We start from the raw sequence: 19,521 nt of genomic DNA on the forward strand, positions 1-19,521 counted from the left end.
TGGATTCAGTCACGCCAGAAGCGCCGCTGCGCACGTTGTGCCTCAGGCGAGCCGAATGTTCCCAGTTGCAGCCGGATTGCGCCCAGCTCGGCGCTGTCGTAGCTGGCACTGCCAAACCATTTATAACGCGCCATGACGAGCGGGTGCGGGTGGCCGAACGCGTTGTTGCGGCCGCGCGAGATCAGGACGCCGGTTGGCATGACAGCTCTCAAAAACGGCTTGGAAGACGAGCTTCGGCTGCCATGATGCGGCGCCTGCAACCAGTGCGCGCGCAGATCGAACCCGCTGTTGATAGCCGCCTGTTCGGCTTCGGCATCAACGTCGCCGGTCAACAACAATCGCTCACCATTGGCGTCGACACTCAGCATGCAGGACCCCGCGTTGCCTTCGGGTGCCTGCTCCCAGATCCAGGTTGAAAAGACCACACCATCCCATTCCCAACGTTCACCGTTTTCGCATCGACTGGCACCGAGTGCAGGCGCAAGCCGGGCAATGTCACCCCCGAGCACACGCCCGACCGACAATGCCCTGTGGACAGCCAACGCGCCACCGGCATGGTCCGCGTCGGCATGACTGAGCAGCATCATGTCCAGATGCCGTACCCCGCTCTTGCGGATGGCAGGCAAAACCACCCGCTGGCCGATATCGAACTCGCCAAAACGCGGCCCGGCGTCGTAAAGCAAGGTGTGATGACGCGTGCGAAGCAGTATTGCCAGACCCTGACCGACATCCAGTTGCAGGACATCGACCTGCCCGGCGGGCACCGGCTTGAGCGGTGCAAATACACATAACAAGAGAAGCGGCCAGCCCAGCGGCCTGATTGGCACGCCCTTGGGCAACAAGACCAGCAAAGCACCGAGCAGACTCAGTGCCAGCACCCAGGCGGGCGTTGCGCTGGGCAGCCACGCAGGCACCTGATCAGCCATCCAGCCCAAAAACACGAACAGCCACTCCAGCGCTCCACCGGCCACCCACAAAAGGCTTTCGCCCAGCAATGGAACAGGCAGCAACAGGGTGCCGATCAGTGCCAGAGGCAGAACGATCACACTGACCCATGGCACCGCGACCAGGTTGGCGAGCGGACCGCTGATACTGATCGGCAGGTTCAACATCATCAGGATTGGAAGCAGGCCCACGGCAATCAGCCACTGGGCTCGCGTCCAGCTCTGAATCCAGCCCCAGGCGCCAAGGCGACCACTGAAGATAAGAATCAGAATCCCCACTGCCGCAAACGATAGCCAGAAACCGGGACGCAGACTCACCAAGGGCTCAAAAACCAGCACCGCGTTGAGCGACAGCAACAGCGGCCAAAGCAGGCCCAAATGCCGAAAGCGCAAGCGCCACAACAACACCAGACCCACCATCACGCAGGCACGCCGTACCGGCACATCGAAGCCGGCCAGCAGTCCATAACCAAGCGCCGAAGCGAATGCCAGACCACAGGCCCACGGCAACCAGGGCAGCGCGCGCGGCCACAGCCCCCAACGTACCAGCAGACTCACCAGCGCATACATCACCCCGGCCAGTAAGCTGACGTGCTGACCGGAGATCACCAACAGGTGCACGGTGCCGGTATCCTGCAGCACCTGCCAGTCGATGCTTGACAGCCCGGAGCCGTCACCCAGAACCAGCGCCGCCAGCCCCCCTTCTCGCCCCTGTGCATCAACGGCCAGCAAGCGCTGGCGTATGGCATCACGCCAGGCGGCACGAGCCGGCGCCAGCAACTGACCGTCCACGACCGTGCCGGTCGCCCCGATACGCTGAGCCAGCAGCCAGGCTTCGTAATCGAACGCATCAGGATTGACCAGCCCGCCCGGCCGCTTGAGTTTTATTGCCAGCCGCCAACGCTCGCCACTGCGCACCTCGGGGCCGCCATACCAGGCAATGCGCATCAGTTTGGGCAGCTTCGCACGACGTGACAGGCCTTCTGCCAGTTCGAAACGCACCACACCTTCAGACGCGCTCGGCAGCCCGACCACTTTGCCCTGCAGCCACAGCGTTTGTCCGTCGAGACGGGGCAACAAGCGATCATTCAGCGCCGACTGCGCCGAGACACAAGCCCAGGTGAATCCAAACAGAAAGAAAGCCAACGGGTAGGTGCGAAACGGCAGCAGCATCAACGCCACGACGGGCATCAGCAGTAACAGCCAGGTGGCAGGCAAGGCAGGCAGAAAACGCAAGGCCAACAGGCCCAAAGCCAGCGCGATCATCCCTGTGCGCATGGGTCTTCCTCGAAGTGGGGAGCTTCAAGGATGGGCGCAACGGAAGAATCCTGTGCGGAAGGTGTGTTTCAGAATCTGAACAGACAGGCGTGTGAACACATCGACCCGCCTTGCGGTGGGTCGATGTTAAACAGATTACTGACGCATGCCCCGCCCACTCACCAGCAAGCGTGCGCAACCCACGTAAAGCACGAAGGTGGCCACGATCATGAACGCCAGGGCGATGCTGATCTTGATGTCGGAAACACCGAGAATGCCGTAGCGAAAGGCGTTGACCATGTGCAGGACCGGGTTGGCCAGCGACACGGTCTGCCAGAATGGCGGCAGCAGATTGATCGAATAGAACACGCCGCCCAGGTAGGTCAACGGGGTCAACACGAAGGTCGGGATGATCGAGATATCGTCGAAATTGCGCGCGAAAACGGCGTTGATGAAGCCCAGCAGCGAGAAGATAGTAGCCGTCAGCACGACGACGACAATGGTAACGCCCAAGTGATGCACTTGCAGGTCGGTGAAGAACATCGACAGCATCGTCACGATGAAGCCGACCATCAGGCCGCGCAGCACGCCGCCCAGTGTGTAGCCAACCAAAATAGTGTGCGGTGATACAGGCGACACCATCAGCTCTTCGATCGAGTGCTGGAACTTGGCACCGAAAAAGCTCGAGACCACGTTGCCGTAGGAGTTGGTGATCACCGACATCATGATAAGTCCCGGCACGATGTACTGCATGTAGGTGAAGCCACCCATGTCACCGATCTGGCGACCGATCAGGTTACCGAAGATGACGAAGTACAGAACCATGGTGATCGCAGGCGGCAGCAGGGTCTGCGGCCAGATGCGCATGAAACGATGGACTTCACGAAAAACGATGGTTTTAAGGGCGACCAGATTGGGACGCAGCTCGCCAGTCTCGGCAGTCATAGCGCCACCTTCGCCAGGTTTTTTTCCACCAGGGACACAAACAACTCCTCAAGGCGATTGGATTTATTGCGCAGGCTCAGCACTTCGATGTTCTGTGCGGCCAGTTGGCTGAACAGCGCCGTGATGCCCACGTTTTTGTCGACCTGCACTTCCAGCGTGTGACTGTCGAGCAGACGGCTTGAAAAGCCCGGCAGTTGAGGCGCGGTTTGCCAGGTCGCCTTGAGGTCGAGCAGGAACGTCTCGACGGTCAGGGTGCTGAGCAACTGCTTCATGCTGGTGTTCTGAACAATCGTGCCGTGGTCGATGATGCCGATGTTGCGGCACAGTTGCTCGGCCTCTTCCAGATAGTGCGTGGTCAGAATGATCGTGATGCCCTGGCGATTCAGCTCGGTGAGAAACGTCCACATCGAGCGGCGCAGTTCGATGTCCACACCGGCAGTCGGCTCATCGAGGATCAACAGACGCGGCTCGTGGATCAGCGCACGGGCGATCATCAGACGGCGCTTCATACCGCCGGACAGCGAGCGTGAAGGCACGTCGCGCTTGTCCCACAAACCCAGTTGGGTCAGGTACTGCTCGGCACGTTCCTTGGCCACTTTCGCAGGAATGCCGTAGTAACCGGCCTGGGTCACAACGATGTCGAACGTTTTTTCGAACTGGTTGAAATTGAATTCCTGGGGCACGACACCGATGGAACGCTTGAGCGCAGCGGGCTCGCGGTCCAGGTCATGGCCGAAGATGTTCACCGTACCGCTGGTCTTGTTGACCAGGGTCGAGATGATGCCGATCGTCGTGGATTTGCCAGCGCCGTTAGGGCCCAGCAAGGCGAAGAAATCACCTTCGGCAACGTCCAGGTCGATACCACTCAGGGCCTGGAAACCGTTGCCGTAGGTTTTGGTGAGCTGCCGTATGGACAGAGCGGAAGACATATAGGAAAAAACACCAAATCAGAATAGGGAGAATGGGTGGGCTGTACGCCGCGGCATGCGTGGCCAGAGCCCGATCAGGCAATGGTGCTTGGCCGGACCACTCAAGTACAGACACATTTGTTAATAGTAAATATCGAAGCTCGATGAAAACCTGGCGAGCCCCGCCCGCCGGGTATTTCCAGACGGATTACGTCAACGGACTCATGACGGCCTTGCGGTAAGCCGGACGCGTCTTGAGGCGTTCATACCAGGCTTGGAGGTGAGGCAGCGGCGGACGTTCAATCGGCATTTCGAACCAGCCGTAGGCAAAGCAGCCCAACGGGATGTCGCCCATGCCAAACGTCTGACCTGACAGATAGGGCTGTCGGGACAACGCCTCATCCGCGACCAGCAGCAGACTGTGCAGGTTTTTGATGCCTTCGTTGATGGCGTTCCAGTCTTGCTTGTCAGCCGGCGTTCGCACCACGCCCCAGAACACAGGGCTGAAGGGCGCGGCGATGGTCGAACTGGTCCAGTCCATCCACTTGTCCGCCAGCGCACGCGCTTGAAGATCGGCGGGATAAAGGTCCGAATCCGGTGCGTGGCGAGCGGCCAGATAACGCACGATGGCGTTGGACTCCCAAAGTACGAAATCGCCGTCTTCGATCATGGGGATACGACCGTTGGGGTTCTTGGCGCGATACTCAGCCTCGTTGACCAGCCCGAAGGCGCCACCCGCGTCTTGCGTTTCATACGGCACGCCGACTTCTTCGGCAATCCAGAGTGCCTTGCGCACATTGCTGGAATTCTTGCGTCCCCAGATCTTGAGCATTGCGTTCCCCTCGCATTGGCAGTGAAAAAACTGACTACTCAGTCTACCTGATATGGTGGCAACTTCCTCGTCAGGGCAGGGTCACTATCGATGTCGCCCCACCACTGCCTGGCGACCAGTTCTTGATCGCTGCGAGAGCGGCTTTCATCACGGAGGAATACGTATGCTGCTGTTGTGGATTGTCGTGCTGGTCGTGGGCATTGCCTGGCTGGCTCACCGTCGTACCGACCCGCTCCCCGCGCTCGGTATAGTTGCTGTCTACCTGCTGGCGATGGGCATTTTCAGTCACGCACCGGGCTGGCTGCTGACGATTTTCTGGGTGTTGTGGCTGGCCGTGTTCGTACCGATGGTACTGCCTGACCTGCGCCGCAAACACTTCACAGCGCCGATGTTCAGCTGGTTCAAGAAAGTCTTGCCGCCCATGTCCGAAACCGAGCGCGATGCCATCGACGCCGGTACGGTCTGGTGGGATGGCGAACTGTTCAGCGGACGTCCCGACTGGGACAAACTGCTGGCCTATCCAAAAGTCCAGCTGACTGAAGAAGAGCAAGCGTTCATTGACGGCCCGACAGAAGCGTTGTGCGCCATGGTCAGCGACTGGGAGATTGGTCAGGCCATGGACCTGTCGCCCGAAGCCTGGGCGCACATCAAGCAGCACGGTTTCTTCGCGCTGATCATCCCGAAAGAATTTGGCGGCAAGGGCTTTTCGGCCTACGCCCACTCACAAGTCGCCATGAAGCTGGCAACGCGCAGTGGCGACCTGGCCTCGACCGTGATGGTGCCCAACTCCCTAGGCCCTGCCGAGTTGCTGTTGCATTACGGCACGGACGAACAGCGCAATCACTACTTGCCGCGTCTGGCCCGTGGCGACGACATCCCCTGCTTCGCCCTGACCGGTCCGCTGGCGGGCTCCGACGCAGGCGCGATGCCGGACACCGGCATCATCTGCAAGGGTCAGTGGCAAGGCGAAGAAGTCATCGGCCTGCGCCTGACCTGGGAAAAGCGCTACATCACGCTGGGCCCGATTGCGACCCTGCTGGGTCTGGCGTTCAAGGCTTACGACCCCGAGCATCTGCTGGGCGAGGAAGAAGACCTGGGCATCAGCCTGGCGCTGATCCCCACTGACACACCGGGCGTGGAGATCGGCCGCCGTCATGTGCCGCTGGGTGCTGCATTCATGAACGGCCCCAACTCCGGCAAGGACGTGTTCATTCCGTTGAGCTACCTGATCGGCGGCCAACCCATGCTTGGCAAGGGCTGGATGATGCTGATGAACTGCCTGTCGGTGGGTCGTTCGATCTCGCTGCCAGCGGTAGGCACCGGTGCTGCCAAGTACACCAGCCTGGTGACCGGCCAGTACGCCAAGGTACGCGAGCAGTTCAACGTGCCGCTGTCGGCGTTCGAAGGCATCCAGGAAGCACTGGCGCGCATCGGCGGCAATGCCTGGCTGATGGACAGCGCGCGGATGTTGACGGCCAACGCGGTCGATCTGGGTGAGAAACCTTCTGTATTGTCGGCGATCCTCAAATACCACCTGACCGAGCGTGGCCGCGAGTGCATCGGCCATGCCATGGACGTTCACGGCGGCAAGGGCATCATTATGGGCCCGAATAACTATCTGGGCCGCAACTGGCAAGGCGCGCCGATCTTTATCACGGTCGAGGGTGCCAACATCCTCTCGCGCAACCTGATGATCTTCGGTCAGGGCGCGATTCGTTGCCATCCGTTCGTACTCAAGGAAATGGCGCTGGCCGGACGTACGGATCACGACAACGCGCTGGCCGAGTTCGATACCCTGCTGCTCAAGCACATCGGTTTTGCGGTCAGCAACGCTGCCAGCACCTTGATCCTGAACCTGGGCTTCGGGCATTTCGAACGAGCGCCGGGCGACCGTCTGAGCCAGGGCTATTTCAGAGCGCTGAACCGTCAGGCCGCGGCATTCGCCATGTTGGCGGACCTGAGCATGATGCTGCTGGGTGGCGAGCTGAAACGTCGCGAGCGTCTGTCGGCCCGTCTGGGTGATGTGCTCAGCCATCTGTATCTGGCTTCTGCATCGCTCAAGCGCTACCACGACCTTGGTTCACCCGACCACATGAGCCCACTGTTCCGCTGGGCGATGGAGGAAAGCCTGGGCCATTCGGAACGTGCGATGGATGAGATCCTCAGCAATTTCCCGAATCGTGTCCTGGGTGGTCTATTGCGGGTAATCGTGTTCCCGTTCGGCCGTCGCCACAAAGGCCCGTCGGACAGGCTGGATGCCGAAGTGGCCCAAGTGCTGGGCCGTGCCAAGGGTGATCCGACGCTGGAAGAGCTGCTGGCGGGTTGCTATCGCCCGCAGTCGGCAGACGATCCAGTAGGTGCGCTGCAGCACGCCAGCGACCTGCTGAGCGCCGCGTATCCGTTGCACAAAAAGCTGCAGACCGCCGTCAAAGGCGGGCAGGTTCTGCCTGAAGCTGGCGAGCCGCTCATCGACGCAGCGTTACGTGTCGGTGTGTTGCAGGCCGAAGAAGCGCAGACACTGAAAACCGCCGAAGCGGCGCGCCGCAAGGTGATCGACGTGGATGACTTCGACAAGGATGAACTGACAGCGACCCCGGGCAAGATTAGATAATTTGCCGCAGCTGGCCCCAGCAGGTCAGTTGATCCACAAAACAGGCGCGCAGAGCTTTATACTCTCGCGCCTGTTTTTGCATTTGAGGATTACATCATGGCCGACGCCACACTCGACCACACTCTCGGTCTGCTTGCGCACCTGCGCAGTATTCTGGTCGCGCTGGGCGAGGCCGAGCAGGTTCCCGAGGAAAGCCATGCACTGTTCATGGAGCGCTTCGACGAGCTGGTCGAGCTATTGCCGCAGGACCCTATCGAAAGCCAGTACTTGGGCCAGGACATCCTGTGTCAGGTGATCCAGCGCTACCCGCAGATTGCCCACCTGGTGCCGCGCGACCTGCTGTGGTTCTTCGCAGGCGACTGCCTGCACTTCATGCCGGACGACGAAATCGCTCTCTATCAGGCACTCGAAGAGCGCCGCTACGAGGCGCAAGAGAACGACGAGCCGTTTGACTGGAACCAGGAAAAGCAATTCCTGACCATGTCGGCGCAGGGCAGCAAGCACTGACCGACACGCACGCCTCACAGCCTGGCGGGAGAGCGTTCGCTCCCGCCAGACAAACATGACACGCTGAAGAGAAGAGCCTTCGTGGGAGCGAGCTTGCTCGCGAAGGGGCTGGCGCTGCTGCCTGGCATTGAGACGTCTCTCACAGCGCTCGTGTCAGTCAATCCTTGCCAGCAGCTCCCGCGCCAGGTCTTTGTGCTCTTCGTCCGACTCGGCAATGACCTGCAGCAACATTGCCCTGGCAGATTCGATCTCGCCTTCGTCAATCAACACCTGAGCCTGATTGATCGGACTCAACGATGGCTCTTCAAGATCCAGCAAATCAAAGTCCGAATCGTCGCTCATGAAGCTGTCGAGGAAATCGTCGCTCAGGTCCTCGCCACCCGATGGCGGGACCACCTCGACCGGATCAATCTCATCGGTCTCGGAGAAGTCACTGAGGAACTGCTCATCGGACAGTTCGAATACCTCCGGCAGTTGATTCAGGTCAGAAGAAAACCCCGGATCAACTTCAGGCTGCACCACAGGCTTGGTCCGGACAGGCGGTGCGTCGAACGGGTCGACCAGATCCCACTCGGCGTCCATCGAAAGCTCGTCCAGGTTCAGCTGGAACTCGTCCGAAGGCTCTGGGTTGAGCGCTGCTGCAGTGGTCTCGTCCAGTTGCTCGATCTGCTGTTCAGCAGGCGCAGGCATGGCAGGCTGGCCTGACACGGCGTCGCTCTTGCCCAGCGAAAGCGCGGAAGCTGCGACCACAGCTGATACAGCGGCAGACCCGGCTACCGTTTCATGACTCTTTAAATGAGGATATCGGTCGCGAATCACCTCAATGGTCTGCGGCGATACGCCGTGCTCCAGTGCCGACGCTTCTTCACGTGCGAAACCTTCGCTATCGTTCTGTTCAGCCAGCAACTCAAGGAGCCTGACGCGAATGTCCTCTCGCTCGGGCTGCTTTTGCGATGCGCTGCGCAAGATACCAATGGCCTCACTGAATCGCCCGTAAGCGATATAGATGCTGACACCGTCCAGCGCATCAGGGGTCGTACCGGCCATTCGCTGCGCCGACGCTGCTTTGATCGGAGCAGGCGTGGCCGCTGGCTGCGGCGCAACCGTCGGCACTTCGTACACGGGAAGAATGGTGCTCTGCGCTGGCTTGATCAGGGGGTCGTCCGGCGCAGCAGCAGGTGCTACAGACTGGTCACGTTGCTGACGTCGTCTGGTGTAGGCAAACGCAAGGAGCAACAAGACGACAAGCAGTGCAGCCAGCAGGACCGGCACGCTGACAAAAGGCTCGTCAGCCGTTGCGGCAGCCGGTTGCGAAGCGACCGGCACCGGCGTCGCTACAGGCGTGGATGCGGGCGCAGGTGCGGTCGCAACAGGCTGCGGTTTCGACTGCGACTGGAGCAGGTCCGCGCGCAGGGCTGCAATCTGCTTGTCTTTGCCAATGATCTGCTCTTGAAGCGCCTGAGCCTGGTTCTTGAGGTCCTCGACAGATTGCGCCAATTGCTGGGTCTGAAGTGTCGCAGCACTCACTTGCTCGGCGGACTTTGCAAGCTCGGCAGACCCGGGAACTGGCGCAGCAGAACTGGCAGCAGGCGCAGCGGAACCGGGCAATACGGCCGAATCAGGTAGCAGCAAATCCTGACCAATGCTGAGCCCGGAACTGGCGCCCTTGCTGAAAACTTGAGGGTTGAGCAGGCGGATACCGTCAGCCAACTGACTGGCCGATACCTTGCTGCCAGGCCCTTGCAACCGACTGGCAATGCCGTTGAGGGTGTCGCCGCTGGCCACGGTGTAACGCTTGCCCTGCACAGCAGGAGGTGGCGCGACGGGCATGCGTGATTCAGGCGTAGCGGCAGAGGCCGAGCGCTGAGGGTTGCGGCTGCGGGTCGCGGCCAGTCCTTCAGGTGAAGTGGCAGGGTCGAGCAGCACGGTGTATTCGTGCAGCAGATCGCCGTTCGGCCGGGCCAGTTGCACCAGGAAACTCAGGTAGGGTTCAGTCACCGGCTTGTTTGAAACCACCCGGATCACGCCACGTCCACCACGCAGGACCGGGGTAAAACGCAGGTCGTTGAGGAAGAAGCCCCTCTCGACGCCCGCCTTGGCGAACGCCTCGGGAGAAGCCAGCCTGGCCACGATGTCCTCAGGGCTCAGGCCATCGGTTTCAAGCAGCTGGATCTCGGCATTCAATGGCTGGTTGAGCGCTGAATGCAGGGTGATTTCTCCCAGCCCCAACGCCGACGCCAACGATGAATAAAGCAGTGTCGAAGCCACGACAGACGCTGCCATGAAGCGTGCGCATAAACGAGGCCCTACGACGTTGCGGCGTGTGTCGCCGGTACACCCGATACCTGCCAGAGAACTCTTCAGCATGCTAACCCTTATGGAAACCACAGCAGGCTTCTCACCTATCCCGATGAACTTGATTATTCCTTGCAAGAGTATGGAGTAGAACCCGCAGGCTCGTCTCAGGATCTTTCGAGATTGGCCAGAATTAGCGAGTGCACACGCATGCTCACGCGCAGGTCCTCTTCGTTCACGCCCTCGAAGAGTTCGATGCGCAAAACGTTGGCAATGGTTTCGATTTGCTCGATCAGCGGCAAGGCGGTGTCACAGAGCAGGATTTTCTTCGCTCGACGGTCTTCGACGACAGCCTGACGCTGAACCAGCCCCTGACCTTCAAGGCTGTCGAGCAGCCTGGCAAGGGTCGGCCCTTCCACACCGACGCTTTGCGCCAGCTCGCGTTGGGTGGGCGGTTCTTCGAAACGGGCAAGGTGCAATAACACCAACCATCGGGCCTGGGACAATCCCAGGTCGGCAAGACGACGGTCCAGCTCGGCTCGCCAGCCTCGGGAAATATGCGCAAGTTGCATCCCGAAGCGATGTTCATCAGTCATTGGCATAAAGAACTCGTGATCAAAACTAACTATTAGCGAGCTAAGCATGCTCCTTGCAAACAGGCAAGCGCCCGACCGTGGCGTCTCGTCGCAGGCCCTTATACCTCAAATTCGGACTGCAGGGCTGCCCGTACGCAGTACAACACACCTTCAGGCACGCGGCCGACGAACTGCTCGGCGACCGCCGAGACGGGTGGCAATTCACCCTCTCCGTCCAGAAACGCATCCTGAATCTCGCCCAGCAGGTCTTCCGGAAGATCGAGCGCCTGCTCGATGGACAGCTGCTGTTTGCCGATGGCTTCGGCAAGCAAGGTGTAAACATTCTTCTCCGAACACTGCAACTGACCGGCGATCTGCGTCGGCGTCATGCCAGCGTGCGCCAGGCTGATCAGTTCGTGACGGATGTCGGCCACCACGCGGGGCGCTTCGGCCTTGCCGCTGAGCACCTCCAGAAAGGCCTCGCCATAACGCTCCAGCTTGCGCGCGCCCACACCGCCAACCCTGGCCATTTCCGCCATCGACCCCGGTTTGCTGCGCAGCATTTCCAGCAAGGTCGAATCCGGGAAAATAACGTACGGCGGTACGGCGTGCTCTTCCGCCAGCTTGCGGCGCAGTGCGCGCAGGGCTTCCCACTGCTCGCGCTCCTCGCCACGCACCAGTTGGCTGGCAGGGCTGCCGGAATGACTCTTGGCGGTGGTCTGCGGCTTGAGATCGCGGCGCAACTCAAGCGTCACCTCACCGCGCAACAGTGGCCGGCAGGTATCGCTCAAACGCAGACCGCCGTAGCCTTCAAGGTCGATATCCGCCAGACCGCGCGCGACCAGTTGCCGGAACAATGAGCGCCATTCACTTTCAGAGCGCGCCTTGCCAACCCCGAACACCGACAGATGTTGATGACCGAAGCTTTCGACCTTGTCGTTGGATTTGCCAAGCAGGACGTCAACCAGATGCCCGACGCCGTAACGCTGACCCGTGCGATAAATGGCTGACAATGCCTGGCGGGCAGGCTCGGTGGCGTCCCAGGTCTGCACGCCATCGACGCAGTTGTCGCAATGGCCGCACGGATTGGGCATGTCTTCGTCGAAATAGGCCAGCAGCGTCTGGCGACGGCAGCGGGTTTCTTCGCACAACGCCAGCATGGCGTCGAGCTTGTGATGTTCCAGTCGCTTGTGCCGCTCATCGCCTTCGGAGTTCTGCAGCATCTGCTTGAGCATCAGCACGTCCTGCAGGCCGTAGGCCATCCAGGCATCGGCAGGCAGACCATCGCGCCCTGCCCGGCCGGTTTCCTGATAGTAGGCTTCCAGCGACTTGGGCAGGTCCATGTGCGCGACGAAACGCACGTTGGGTTTGTCGATACCCATGCCGAACGCAATGGTCGCGACCATGATCAAGCCTTCCTCATTAAGGAAGCGTTTCTGGTTGGCCGCACGCGTTTCCGAAGGCAGGCCTGCGTGGTACGGCAACGCCGGGTAGCCGTTTTCACTAAGGAAAACCGCCACTTCGTCGACCTTTTTGCGCGACAGGCAGTAGACAATGCCGGCATCGCTGCGACGCTCGGACAGGAACGCCAGCAACTGCTTGCGTGGCGATTCCTTGGGCACGATGCGATAAAAGATGTTGGGCCGGTCGAAGCTGGACAGGAACCGCTCGGCATTCTGCAGGTGCAGGCGCGTGACGATTTCTTCCCGGGTCCGCTTGTCGGCGGTGGCGGTCAGCGCGATGCGCGGCACGCTCGGGAACAACTCGGCCAATTGCCCCAGTTGCAGGTATTCAGGCCGGAAATCATGGCCCCACTGGGAAACGCAGTGCGCTTCGTCGATGGCGAACAGCGCGATATCGAGGTTCTGTAAAAAGGACAGCATGCGTGGCTGGACGAGACGCTCCGGGGCCAGATACAGCATTTTGACTTCGCCCTGACGAATCCGGTTGGCCAGGTCGCGCTGCTGCTCGGCGCTGAGCGTGGAGTTGAGCGCGGCCGCAGAAACGCCCAGTTCATCAAGGGTCGCCACCTGGTCGTCCATCAAGGCGATCAGCGGCGAAACCACGACGCACAGACCGTCGCGCAACAGGCCGGGTACTTGAAAACACAGGGACTTGCCGCCGCCAGTGGGCATCAGCACCAGTGCATCGCCGCCGTTGGCTACACGTTCGATAATGGCACCCTGGCGACCACGGAAGCTGTCGTAGCCGAAGATGTCTTTAAGTACGCGTTGTGCCTGTTCGAGCATAAAAACCCCAGATTGTCCTGCTGCACTGCAAAACGGGGGAGTATACCCGAGCACTCACAGGCAAAGGATGACTGGGACATGAGTGGTCGAAATTAACTGCATTGGGCCTTCGCGCTGGCGCCACAGGCGCTCAGGGCCTAGAATTCAGCATCGTTTATTTTCAAGGTAGTGCGTCCATGTCCTTCGCTGAGCAACTAACCCGCCTGCAAGTCTTCCTCGATGCAGATGAACTGCACGAAGAAGCACTGGACTACGTGGCCGCTCATGGCTACCTGACCGCCCTGTCGATCTGTTCCGAACAAGTGCCGGAGCGTGAGTGGATCGACGCCCTGTTCTCCGAGCCGCCGCACTACGCGAGCGACGCACAGCGTGTTGAAATCGAAGCCACGCTGGTTGCGCTGCAGGCGCATATCTCCCGCCAACTGGCGTCGGACGAAGAGTTCGAACTGCCTTGCGATCTGGATCTGGGCGATGACCCGGACGATTCGGACCTGCGTGGCTGGTGCATCGGTTTCATGGAAGGCGTGTTCCTGCGTGAAAACGCCTGGTTCGAAAGCGCCGAGGAAGAAGTCAGCGAAATGCTGCTGCCGATCATGGTCGGTTCAGGCCTGTTCGACGAGCAACCGGAGTTCTCCGACATCGCTCAGGACGCCAACCTGATGGACGACATGATCGTGCAGATCCCGGAAGCCCTGACCGCCCTGTACCTGCTGTGCCAGGCCCCGGACGAAAAGCCGGCGATCCTCAAGCCCCGCCATCACTGAGTCCGCGCCTATGGCGCAGGCGTCATCGCGCACCAGCCGTCATCGGTCGGTGCGCTATCTTTTGCTGGCCGTTGGCTGGCTGAGCGTGGCACTGGGCGTCATCGGAATTGTGCTGCCGGTATTGCCCACCACGCCCTTTCTGCTGTTGGCTGCCGCGTGTTTCGCTCGCAGCTCCCCTCGTTTCTACAACTGGCTGGTCAACCACAAACGGCTCGGTCCGTGGATCCGGGATTACCTGGAAGGTCGCGGCATTCCCTTGAAGGGCAAGGTCTACGCGATTGGCACCATGTGGGCCAGCATCGGCCTGTCCTGCTATCTGGTTCCCCTGCCCTGGGCACGTGGCTTCATGCTGCTCAGTGCGGTGCTGGTGACGGTTTACATTCTCAGGCAGAAGACGTTGCGTCGGGGTTGAGAGGTGGGGGCGTGGTAAACCTCGACACCTCCACCGACTGAGCGCACTTTCGTGAGCAGAAACACAGCGTAACTGACTGAATACCGCCGTTCGCACTCGCGGGTTTGCCGCGATACAGCGCTGTGCCTGGACCGGGCCGCTACACCACATCCGCCTTCAATGAATGATCCCCCAACATGCCGTTGATGATGGTTGCGGTGTCTGGGCCGCCAGCTATCCAGCCACCGGCACCAGGCACGACGCCGAACTGCGCGGCCAGATCGACCCCGGCCAGCGCTATGCTCTGGCTCGGATGCCCGGCATCCAGGCCGACTTCAATGGTCGAGACCGGCTGCGTGCCGACGCCGTTAACACGCACGTGCAGAAAATCTTCCAGTGCCTCGGCACGAGCCCCCATGCCCTGCAAGAGTTGCGACAGGTCCAGGGTATCGACGCCGACGCTGAAGTCCGTCACACGGTCATGCCCCGTGTCGCCCGCCAGCCACATGAACCTGTCCTGCCCTTCGCCGCCCGTCAGCACGTCATCACCCGGCCCACCGATCAACACATCGTTGCCGTTGCCGCCGACCAGACGATCATTGCCATTCGCCGCCAGCAACACATCGTCGCCCTGCGTCCCGATCAATGAGGGGCCGTGCTGATAATCGATGCTGACCGCCGCCGAGTCGTGCCCCCCATGCGCGTCTTCAACGGTGTAACTGCCCTGGTAACCTGGGGTGGTATTGGTCTGACGATAATCGATGCTCAGACCCAACTGATAATCCAGCCCTTCGTTGGCGACGCCCGGATCAGGCTGATGAATCAGAATCAGGCGATAGACGCTGTCTTCGCTGGCAGTGAACGATCCATCCGCCGCCAGACTGTGGAATTCGCCATCGTCCATCTGCCACGCCAGCCCGACCTGATCGGAGAGCTGCCGGGTATCGACCGTCAATACCTCGCCCGCCTTCAGCTCAACGCTGTACAGGTCCTGATGATTGAAGGTGTCACCTTGCCAGGCACCGAGATAACCACCGAGCAGTACGGTTGCGGTCGCCGCTTGGGTGATATGAAAGTCGGAACGCTGCAGGTCCTTGACCCGATTTTCCGGCACATCTGTCTGCCCGCCGAACTGAATCGTGTTCAGTTGCGAAGCGGAAAAGTCCGCGCCTGCGTCACGCCAGCCCGTGTGAAAAACCGTCGGACTCGCACTCAAGGGCTCCCCGCCTGGGGATCGGTCATTAGCCAGCAACGCTGCGGCAGGCACCTCGATGCTCGGCGCCAGAATGCTGGTGATGATGTGATCGGCGAACGCTTCGGGGGCAGGCATGGGCACCGTTGGCTGCACATTGATAGAGAGCGTTGCCGCCGACAGGTCACCATCATGATCACTGAGCAGGTAGCCAATGGATTCTGTCGCTGGCGTTTGGGCACTGCCTGGCGTGTAACTGAACGCGCCACTCTCCATGTTCACCACGAGGGTGCCACCCGCCTGGGTCGTCACCGTCAGGGTACGAGCGGCGCTGTCAAAGTGTGCCTGTCCCGGGCCGCCACTGACACTTCCCTGCCCACTGCGATCATAGGTGTAGGCCTGCCCGTCGACCATCAATCCCCTGACGAAGCCACCGTCGGCACCGAACGTGCCGCCCCTCAGCAGACTGCCTTCGGTGCTGCCTTGAACCGTACCGCTGAGCACTGCGCTCAATTCACGCGGTTCCAGAACGATCACCGCGCGAGTGTCGGTGCCGGTTTGCCCATCATGAGCGATGGGGTCCAGGTAGGTCTGGTCGACCTCGCGTCCCAGGCCGATGGCGAAGGACTTGATGCCATGGCTGTCGAGAAAGGCCGTCCACGCCGCTTGTTCGGCCACATCGATACCGTCGCCCTGACTTGGATCAGGCTGTGCGTTGGGGTCGGAATGTTCGGGCGACAGCGTGGGATTACCGTCGGACAGAAAGTACACCAGATTCTGCGCACCGCTCAGGCTGCCCGTGCCCACAAACGCACTCTGCGCACCCGCCAGCGCCGCATCGTAGTCAGTGCCATTACCCGCCTCCAGCGAATCGACCATCGCTCGGGCGGTCGCCACATCGACCCACACAGGGCTGAGAACGTCGGCCTGACTGTTGAAGGTCACGACCTGCACCCGCACATCGCCCATGGCTGCGTACTGATCGAGCAGTTGATTGATCGCCTGTTTGGCCAGGTCCAGACGCGACAGACCATCGACCCCTGACGCACCGTTCATGCTTTCTGAGTTGTCGATGACCAGCAGCAGGTTGGAGTCGAGCGGCGCAGGCGTGATCGTCAGTTCAATATCCGACGCCTGCGGCTGGTCGTCCACAATGCTGATCGCCAGTTGCCCGGTTCCGATATCGCCATCGCTATCGACCGCCACCACCTCGATCGGCTCGTCCAGTGCGTTGGCGCCCTCGCCGTCCGGGTGAGCCAGTGGATTGAGCAGGGTGTAGCTGTAAGTGACCTGACCACTGACCGGGTCGTAGCCGGTGATGCTCAGGCTGTTACCCAACGCCGTCGACACTGGCTGCGAAAAATCCATCACCACGCCGCCCCTGACGATTTCGATACCGCCCACCACCAGGCTCTGCAGACCATCAGCGGCCGTGACGATGAAGCTCCCATTCTGGGTCAAGGCAGCCGGATCGGGGTCGGAACCGCCACACAGGTTGGCCTCATTGAGCGTCAGTTGGCTATCTGACACGCCGACGCAGTAATCCACGGGAGGCTCAACAGGCGGTTCGACAGGCGGCTCAATCGGCGGCTGCACAGGCGGCTCGGTGACAGGCGGCTCCGTGATCGGCGGTTCGATCACCACAGGCTCAGTGGCAGGCGGCTCAACGATGGGCCGCTCAGGTATCGGCGGGGTCACCTGCTCAGGCGGTGTGCCCCCAAAGTCTCTACCGCGCGCGAAGTCGTCGGGGCCTTCAGGAAAGATCGGCGTCATGACCAACCCTTCAGTCGCAAAGCCGATCACCGGCAGGACCTCGCCCCCCGTCTCGCTGAGCATGACAACGGTGTGTCCGCCACCGCCCGCATCACTGGCAGGCTCGCTCACAGACTCGGGGTCGTTAACAGTCGCCACGCCGAGCGCGGGGGTCAGCGGATCGAGGGTTTCCACATGGGGGGCCTGACCGTCGAGCAATGAACCCTCGAGCAGCACACGGGTGTCACGCCCCAAGGTCAGTTCGCGGCCGCTCTCGAGCCTGATGGCGATGCCGCCTTCAGGTCCGGCCTGCACCTGTTCGCCGACAAACACCCGGTCTCCCACGCCGAGAATCCTTTTTGAACCGTCGTCCGCCACGGCGAACACATCGCTCGCTACCCTCAACACTGTCCCGATAACGCTCGCCATAAGCTTCTCCACTGTCGTGATGATCAGCGCTGTCACTGCCCGGCAACACGTTCGACTGCTGTACGCGTGTAACACCTCGGTGCTGAAAAATAATGTTCGCCAAAATATCGACACTTCATGCGTTCGTAAGGTCATGGGCCGGTTAACGGAGGTTCACAGCATTGACAATATTTCGTCAAAGCGTCCGAAACGACTGACCAACGCCCATAAACACTTGAAATAACTGATACAGGGCGAGCAACCATCGCTCGAAACGGAAAAATAACAAAAGTATTTTTTGGCATAAGACTTATGAAAAAAGCGTCTGAGGTTTTCTCAAAGTTGTTCTTAGCTGTGTTGTTACACGCCTGATACGGCCGACATCACACAACGCGTCATTTTTATGGCGACTTAGAACCACTTCAGGGAGAAGTGCCCCATGCGCGATTTAACCCCGCTTTACAGTGCTGTTGTCCTGGCGGTGGCCTGTGCGCAAGCGCAAGCCATCTCATTGACCGAAGCTATTCAAAGCACCCTCGACACTCACCCCGAAGTGCAGGCGGGCAAACATGAACGCTTGTCAGCCGACGAGGAGCTGAAGGTGGCCAAAGGCGGTTATCTGCCAGTGGTCGACGCCATCGCTGCCTATGGCAGACAGAAGAGCGACAGCCCTGGCACCCGCGCACTTTACGGGCATAACGCCGACGCACTGACTTACACCCAGTCGGAACTTCGCCTGCGTCAACTGCTGTTCGATGGTTTCAACACACCCAATGAAGTCGGACGCACTCAGGCAGTGGTCAACTCGCGGGCGTATTACGTGCAAGGCACTTCGCAAAGCCTGGCCCTGCGCGCTGTCGAGGTGTACTTGGAAGTGCTCAAACGCCGCGAACTGTTGACGCTGGCGCGAAACAACCTGCAAGCGCACCTGCGCATCAACGACCAGATCAGCCTGCGCAGCGAGCGCGGCGTCAGCAGCCTCGCCGACCGCGATCAGTCATTGGCACGCCGGGCGCTGGCGCAGAACAACTTTTACACCGCCCAGGTCGACCTGGCGGACGCCGAAACCAGCTTCCAAAGTGCTGTGGGACAATTACCGGACGAACTGGAAACACCCCCGTCGATCAAGGGCGAAGTGCCGCTGAGCCTGAGCGAGGCCCAGCAGAGCATGCTGCTCAACAACCCTTATTTGAAGTCGGCGCAGGCTGATGTGCAGGCGGCCGAAAAGCAGTACGAAATCGCCAAAGCACCGTTCTACCCGCGCTTCGACGCCGAGCTGGCGGTCGGGGCCAACGATAACCTGCAAGGCGAACGCGGCCACGACAACCAATGGCGCGCCGCCATGGTGATGAATTACAACCTGTTCAACGGCAACCGCGATACGGCGCGCATGCGTTCCAACGCACACAAGGCCGGCCAGGCGCTGGACATTCGCAACAATGCCCTGCGCATGCTCAACGAAAACATGTCACTGGCCTGGAATGCCATGAGCAACGCCCGCCAACAGACACCGATTGCCCATGACTACGTTCAATCGACCACGCGCGTACGCACCGCCTACCAGGACCAGTTCGGCCTGGGCCAGCGCAGCCTGCTTGACCTGCTGGACAGCGAGAACGAGCTGTACAACGCCAGCCGCCGCTACACCGAGGTGCGCTACACCGAAGAACTGGCCATGTACCGGGTGCTGGCCAGCGAAGGCGAGCTGCTGCGTAAACAGCGGGTCGTGCTGCCTGCCGAAGCGATAGCGCTGACCGAGGTGCAGAGCGATGCCCGCCTGCCCGAACTCAAATAATCCACGGCAGGGAGCACGCTATTGAACAGTCTGCATAGGCCTGACGCCGTCACTCATGAGGCATCGCTCAACGATGTCGACGACCCACTGCTCGAC

The 19,521-nt window shown here is 60.6% G+C and carries 13 protein-coding genes; 5 read left to right on the top strand and 8 right to left on the bottom strand.

The genetic code is table 11. The annotated features are described in order from the left end of the window. Positions 1–5: 5 nt before the first annotated feature. The 4 genes from H8S56_RS20985 to H8S56_RS21000 form a co-directional block, all read right to left on the bottom strand. The gene (locus tag H8S56_RS20985) at positions 6–2,222 is read right to left on the bottom strand and encodes a DNA internalization-related competence protein ComEC/Rec2 (protein ID WP_187519653.1); all 2,217 of its coding nucleotides are present in this window, start codon (positions 2,220–2,222) and stop codon (positions 6–8) included. 135 nt (positions 2,223–2,357) lie between these two features. Continuing rightward, complete coding sequence (locus H8S56_RS20990; protein WP_024685240.1) at positions 2,358–3,146, bottom strand: ABC transporter permease; 789 nt, start codon at positions 3,144–3,146, stop codon at positions 2,358–2,360. Beyond that, positions 3,143–4,075 carry an ABC transporter ATP-binding protein gene (locus H8S56_RS20995; RefSeq protein WP_024685241.1) on the bottom strand — a complete coding sequence of 311 codons (933 nt, stop codon included), beginning with the start codon at positions 4,073–4,075 and terminating at the stop codon, positions 3,143–3,145. The genes H8S56_RS20990 and H8S56_RS20995 overlap by 4 nt, the downstream gene beginning before the upstream one ends. A gap of 187 nt (positions 4,076–4,262) precedes the next feature. After that, positions 4,263–4,886, bottom strand: coding sequence for a glutathione S-transferase family protein (locus H8S56_RS21000; protein WP_024694573.1), 624 nt, complete (start codon positions 4,884–4,886; stop codon positions 4,263–4,265). A gap of 163 nt (positions 4,887–5,049) precedes the next feature. Here H8S56_RS21000 and H8S56_RS21005 point away from each other — a divergent pair, with 163 nt between their 5' ends. Together H8S56_RS21005 and H8S56_RS21010 are read left to right on the top strand one after the other, a co-directional pair. Next, positions 5,050–7,497 (top strand): acyl-CoA dehydrogenase, encoded by a 2,448-nt coding sequence (locus H8S56_RS21005; RefSeq protein WP_187519654.1) that lies wholly within the window; start codon positions 5,050–5,052, stop codon positions 7,495–7,497. Between the two features lie 96 nt (positions 7,498–7,593). Next, the gene (locus H8S56_RS21010; protein WP_024685244.1) at positions 7,594–8,004 is read left to right on the top strand and encodes a PA2817 family protein; all 411 of its coding nucleotides are present in this window, start codon (positions 7,594–7,596) and stop codon (positions 8,002–8,004) included. Between the two features lie 153 nt (positions 8,005–8,157). On the opposite strand, the gene H8S56_RS21015 is transcribed toward H8S56_RS21010, so the two are convergent. The 3 genes from H8S56_RS21015 to recQ form a co-directional block, all read right to left on the bottom strand. Then, the gene (locus tag H8S56_RS21015; RefSeq protein WP_187519655.1) at positions 8,158–10,371 is read right to left on the bottom strand and encodes a FimV/HubP family polar landmark protein; all 2,214 of its coding nucleotides are present in this window, start codon (positions 10,369–10,371) and stop codon (positions 8,158–8,160) included. Between the two features lie 95 nt (positions 10,372–10,466). Beyond that, positions 10,467–10,901: a MarR family transcriptional regulator gene (locus tag H8S56_RS21020; RefSeq protein WP_187519656.1), complete on the bottom strand. Its 435-nt coding sequence runs from the start codon at positions 10,899–10,901 to the stop codon at positions 10,467–10,469. A 92-nt stretch (positions 10,902–10,993) separates the two neighbouring features. Further along, positions 10,994–13,123 (bottom strand): DNA helicase RecQ, encoded by a 2,130-nt coding sequence (recQ, locus tag H8S56_RS21025; protein WP_024685247.1) that lies wholly within the window; start codon positions 13,121–13,123, stop codon positions 10,994–10,996. Positions 13,124–13,299: 176 nt separating this feature from the next. Here recQ and H8S56_RS21030 point away from each other — a divergent pair, with 176 nt between their 5' ends. Both H8S56_RS21030 and H8S56_RS21035 read left to right on the top strand, forming a co-directional pair. Beyond that, positions 13,300–13,887, top strand: coding sequence for a UPF0149 family protein (locus tag H8S56_RS21030; protein ID WP_024685248.1), 588 nt, complete (start codon positions 13,300–13,302; stop codon positions 13,885–13,887). 10 nt (positions 13,888–13,897) lie between these two features. Continuing rightward, positions 13,898–14,299 carry a YbaN family protein gene (locus H8S56_RS21035; protein WP_187519657.1) on the top strand — a complete coding sequence of 134 codons (402 nt, stop codon included), beginning with the start codon at positions 13,898–13,900 and terminating at the stop codon, positions 14,297–14,299. A gap of 139 nt (positions 14,300–14,438) precedes the next feature. Here the strand turns inward: H8S56_RS21035 and H8S56_RS21040 are convergent, their stop codons facing one another. Further along, positions 14,439–17,651 (bottom strand): VWA domain-containing protein, encoded by a 3,213-nt coding sequence (locus H8S56_RS21040; RefSeq protein ID WP_187519658.1) that lies wholly within the window; start codon positions 17,649–17,651, stop codon positions 14,439–14,441. A gap of 418 nt (positions 17,652–18,069) precedes the next feature. On the opposite strand from H8S56_RS21040, the gene H8S56_RS21045 reads away from it, so the two are divergent. Beyond that, positions 18,070–19,425 carry a TolC family outer membrane protein gene (locus H8S56_RS21045; RefSeq protein WP_187519659.1) on the top strand — a complete coding sequence of 452 codons (1,356 nt, stop codon included), beginning with the start codon at positions 18,070–18,072 and terminating at the stop codon, positions 19,423–19,425. Positions 19,426–19,521: the final 96 nt, after the last annotated feature.

It is taken from the genome of Pseudomonas triticifolii, assembly GCF_014358015.1.
Taxonomy (GTDB): Bacteria; Pseudomonadota; Gammaproteobacteria; order Pseudomonadales; family Pseudomonadaceae; genus Aquipseudomonas; species Aquipseudomonas triticifolii.

Excerpts from the sequence above, each read along its gene's own strand:
- H8S56_RS20985 (WP_187519653.1), bottom strand. The coding sequence starts at position 2,222 with ATGCGCACAGGGATGATCGCGCTGGCTTTGGGCCTGTTGGCCTTGCGT.
- H8S56_RS20990 (WP_024685240.1), bottom strand. The coding sequence starts at position 3,146 with ATGACTGCCGAGACTGGCGAGCTGCGTCCCAATCTGGTCGCCCTTAAA.
- H8S56_RS20995 (WP_024685241.1), bottom strand. The coding sequence starts at position 4,075 with ATGTCTTCCGCTCTGTCCATACGGCAGCTCACCAAAACCTACGGCAAC.
- H8S56_RS21000 (WP_024694573.1), bottom strand. The coding sequence starts at position 4,886 with ATGCTCAAGATCTGGGGACGCAAGAATTCCAGCAATGTGCGCAAGGCA.
- H8S56_RS21005 (WP_187519654.1), top strand. The coding sequence starts at position 5,050 with ATGCTGCTGTTGTGGATTGTCGTGCTGGTCGTGGGCATTGCCTGGCTG.
- H8S56_RS21010 (WP_024685244.1), top strand. The coding sequence starts at position 7,594 with ATGGCCGACGCCACACTCGACCACACTCTCGGTCTGCTTGCGCACCTG.
- H8S56_RS21015 (WP_187519655.1), bottom strand. The coding sequence starts at position 10,371 with ATGCTGAAGAGTTCTCTGGCAGGTATCGGGTGTACCGGCGACACACGC.
- H8S56_RS21020 (WP_187519656.1), bottom strand. The coding sequence starts at position 10,901 with ATGCCAATGACTGATGAACATCGCTTCGGGATGCAACTTGCGCATATT.
- recQ (WP_024685247.1), bottom strand. The coding sequence starts at position 13,123 with ATGCTCGAACAGGCACAACGCGTACTTAAAGACATCTTCGGCTACGAC.
- H8S56_RS21030 (WP_024685248.1), top strand. The coding sequence starts at position 13,300 with ATGTCCTTCGCTGAGCAACTAACCCGCCTGCAAGTCTTCCTCGATGCA.
- H8S56_RS21035 (WP_187519657.1), top strand. The coding sequence starts at position 13,898 with ATGGCGCAGGCGTCATCGCGCACCAGCCGTCATCGGTCGGTGCGCTAT.
- H8S56_RS21040 (WP_187519658.1), bottom strand. The coding sequence starts at position 17,651 with ATGGCGAGCGTTATCGGGACAGTGTTGAGGGTAGCGAGCGATGTGTTC.
- H8S56_RS21045 (WP_187519659.1), top strand. The coding sequence starts at position 18,070 with ATGCGCGATTTAACCCCGCTTTACAGTGCTGTTGTCCTGGCGGTGGCC.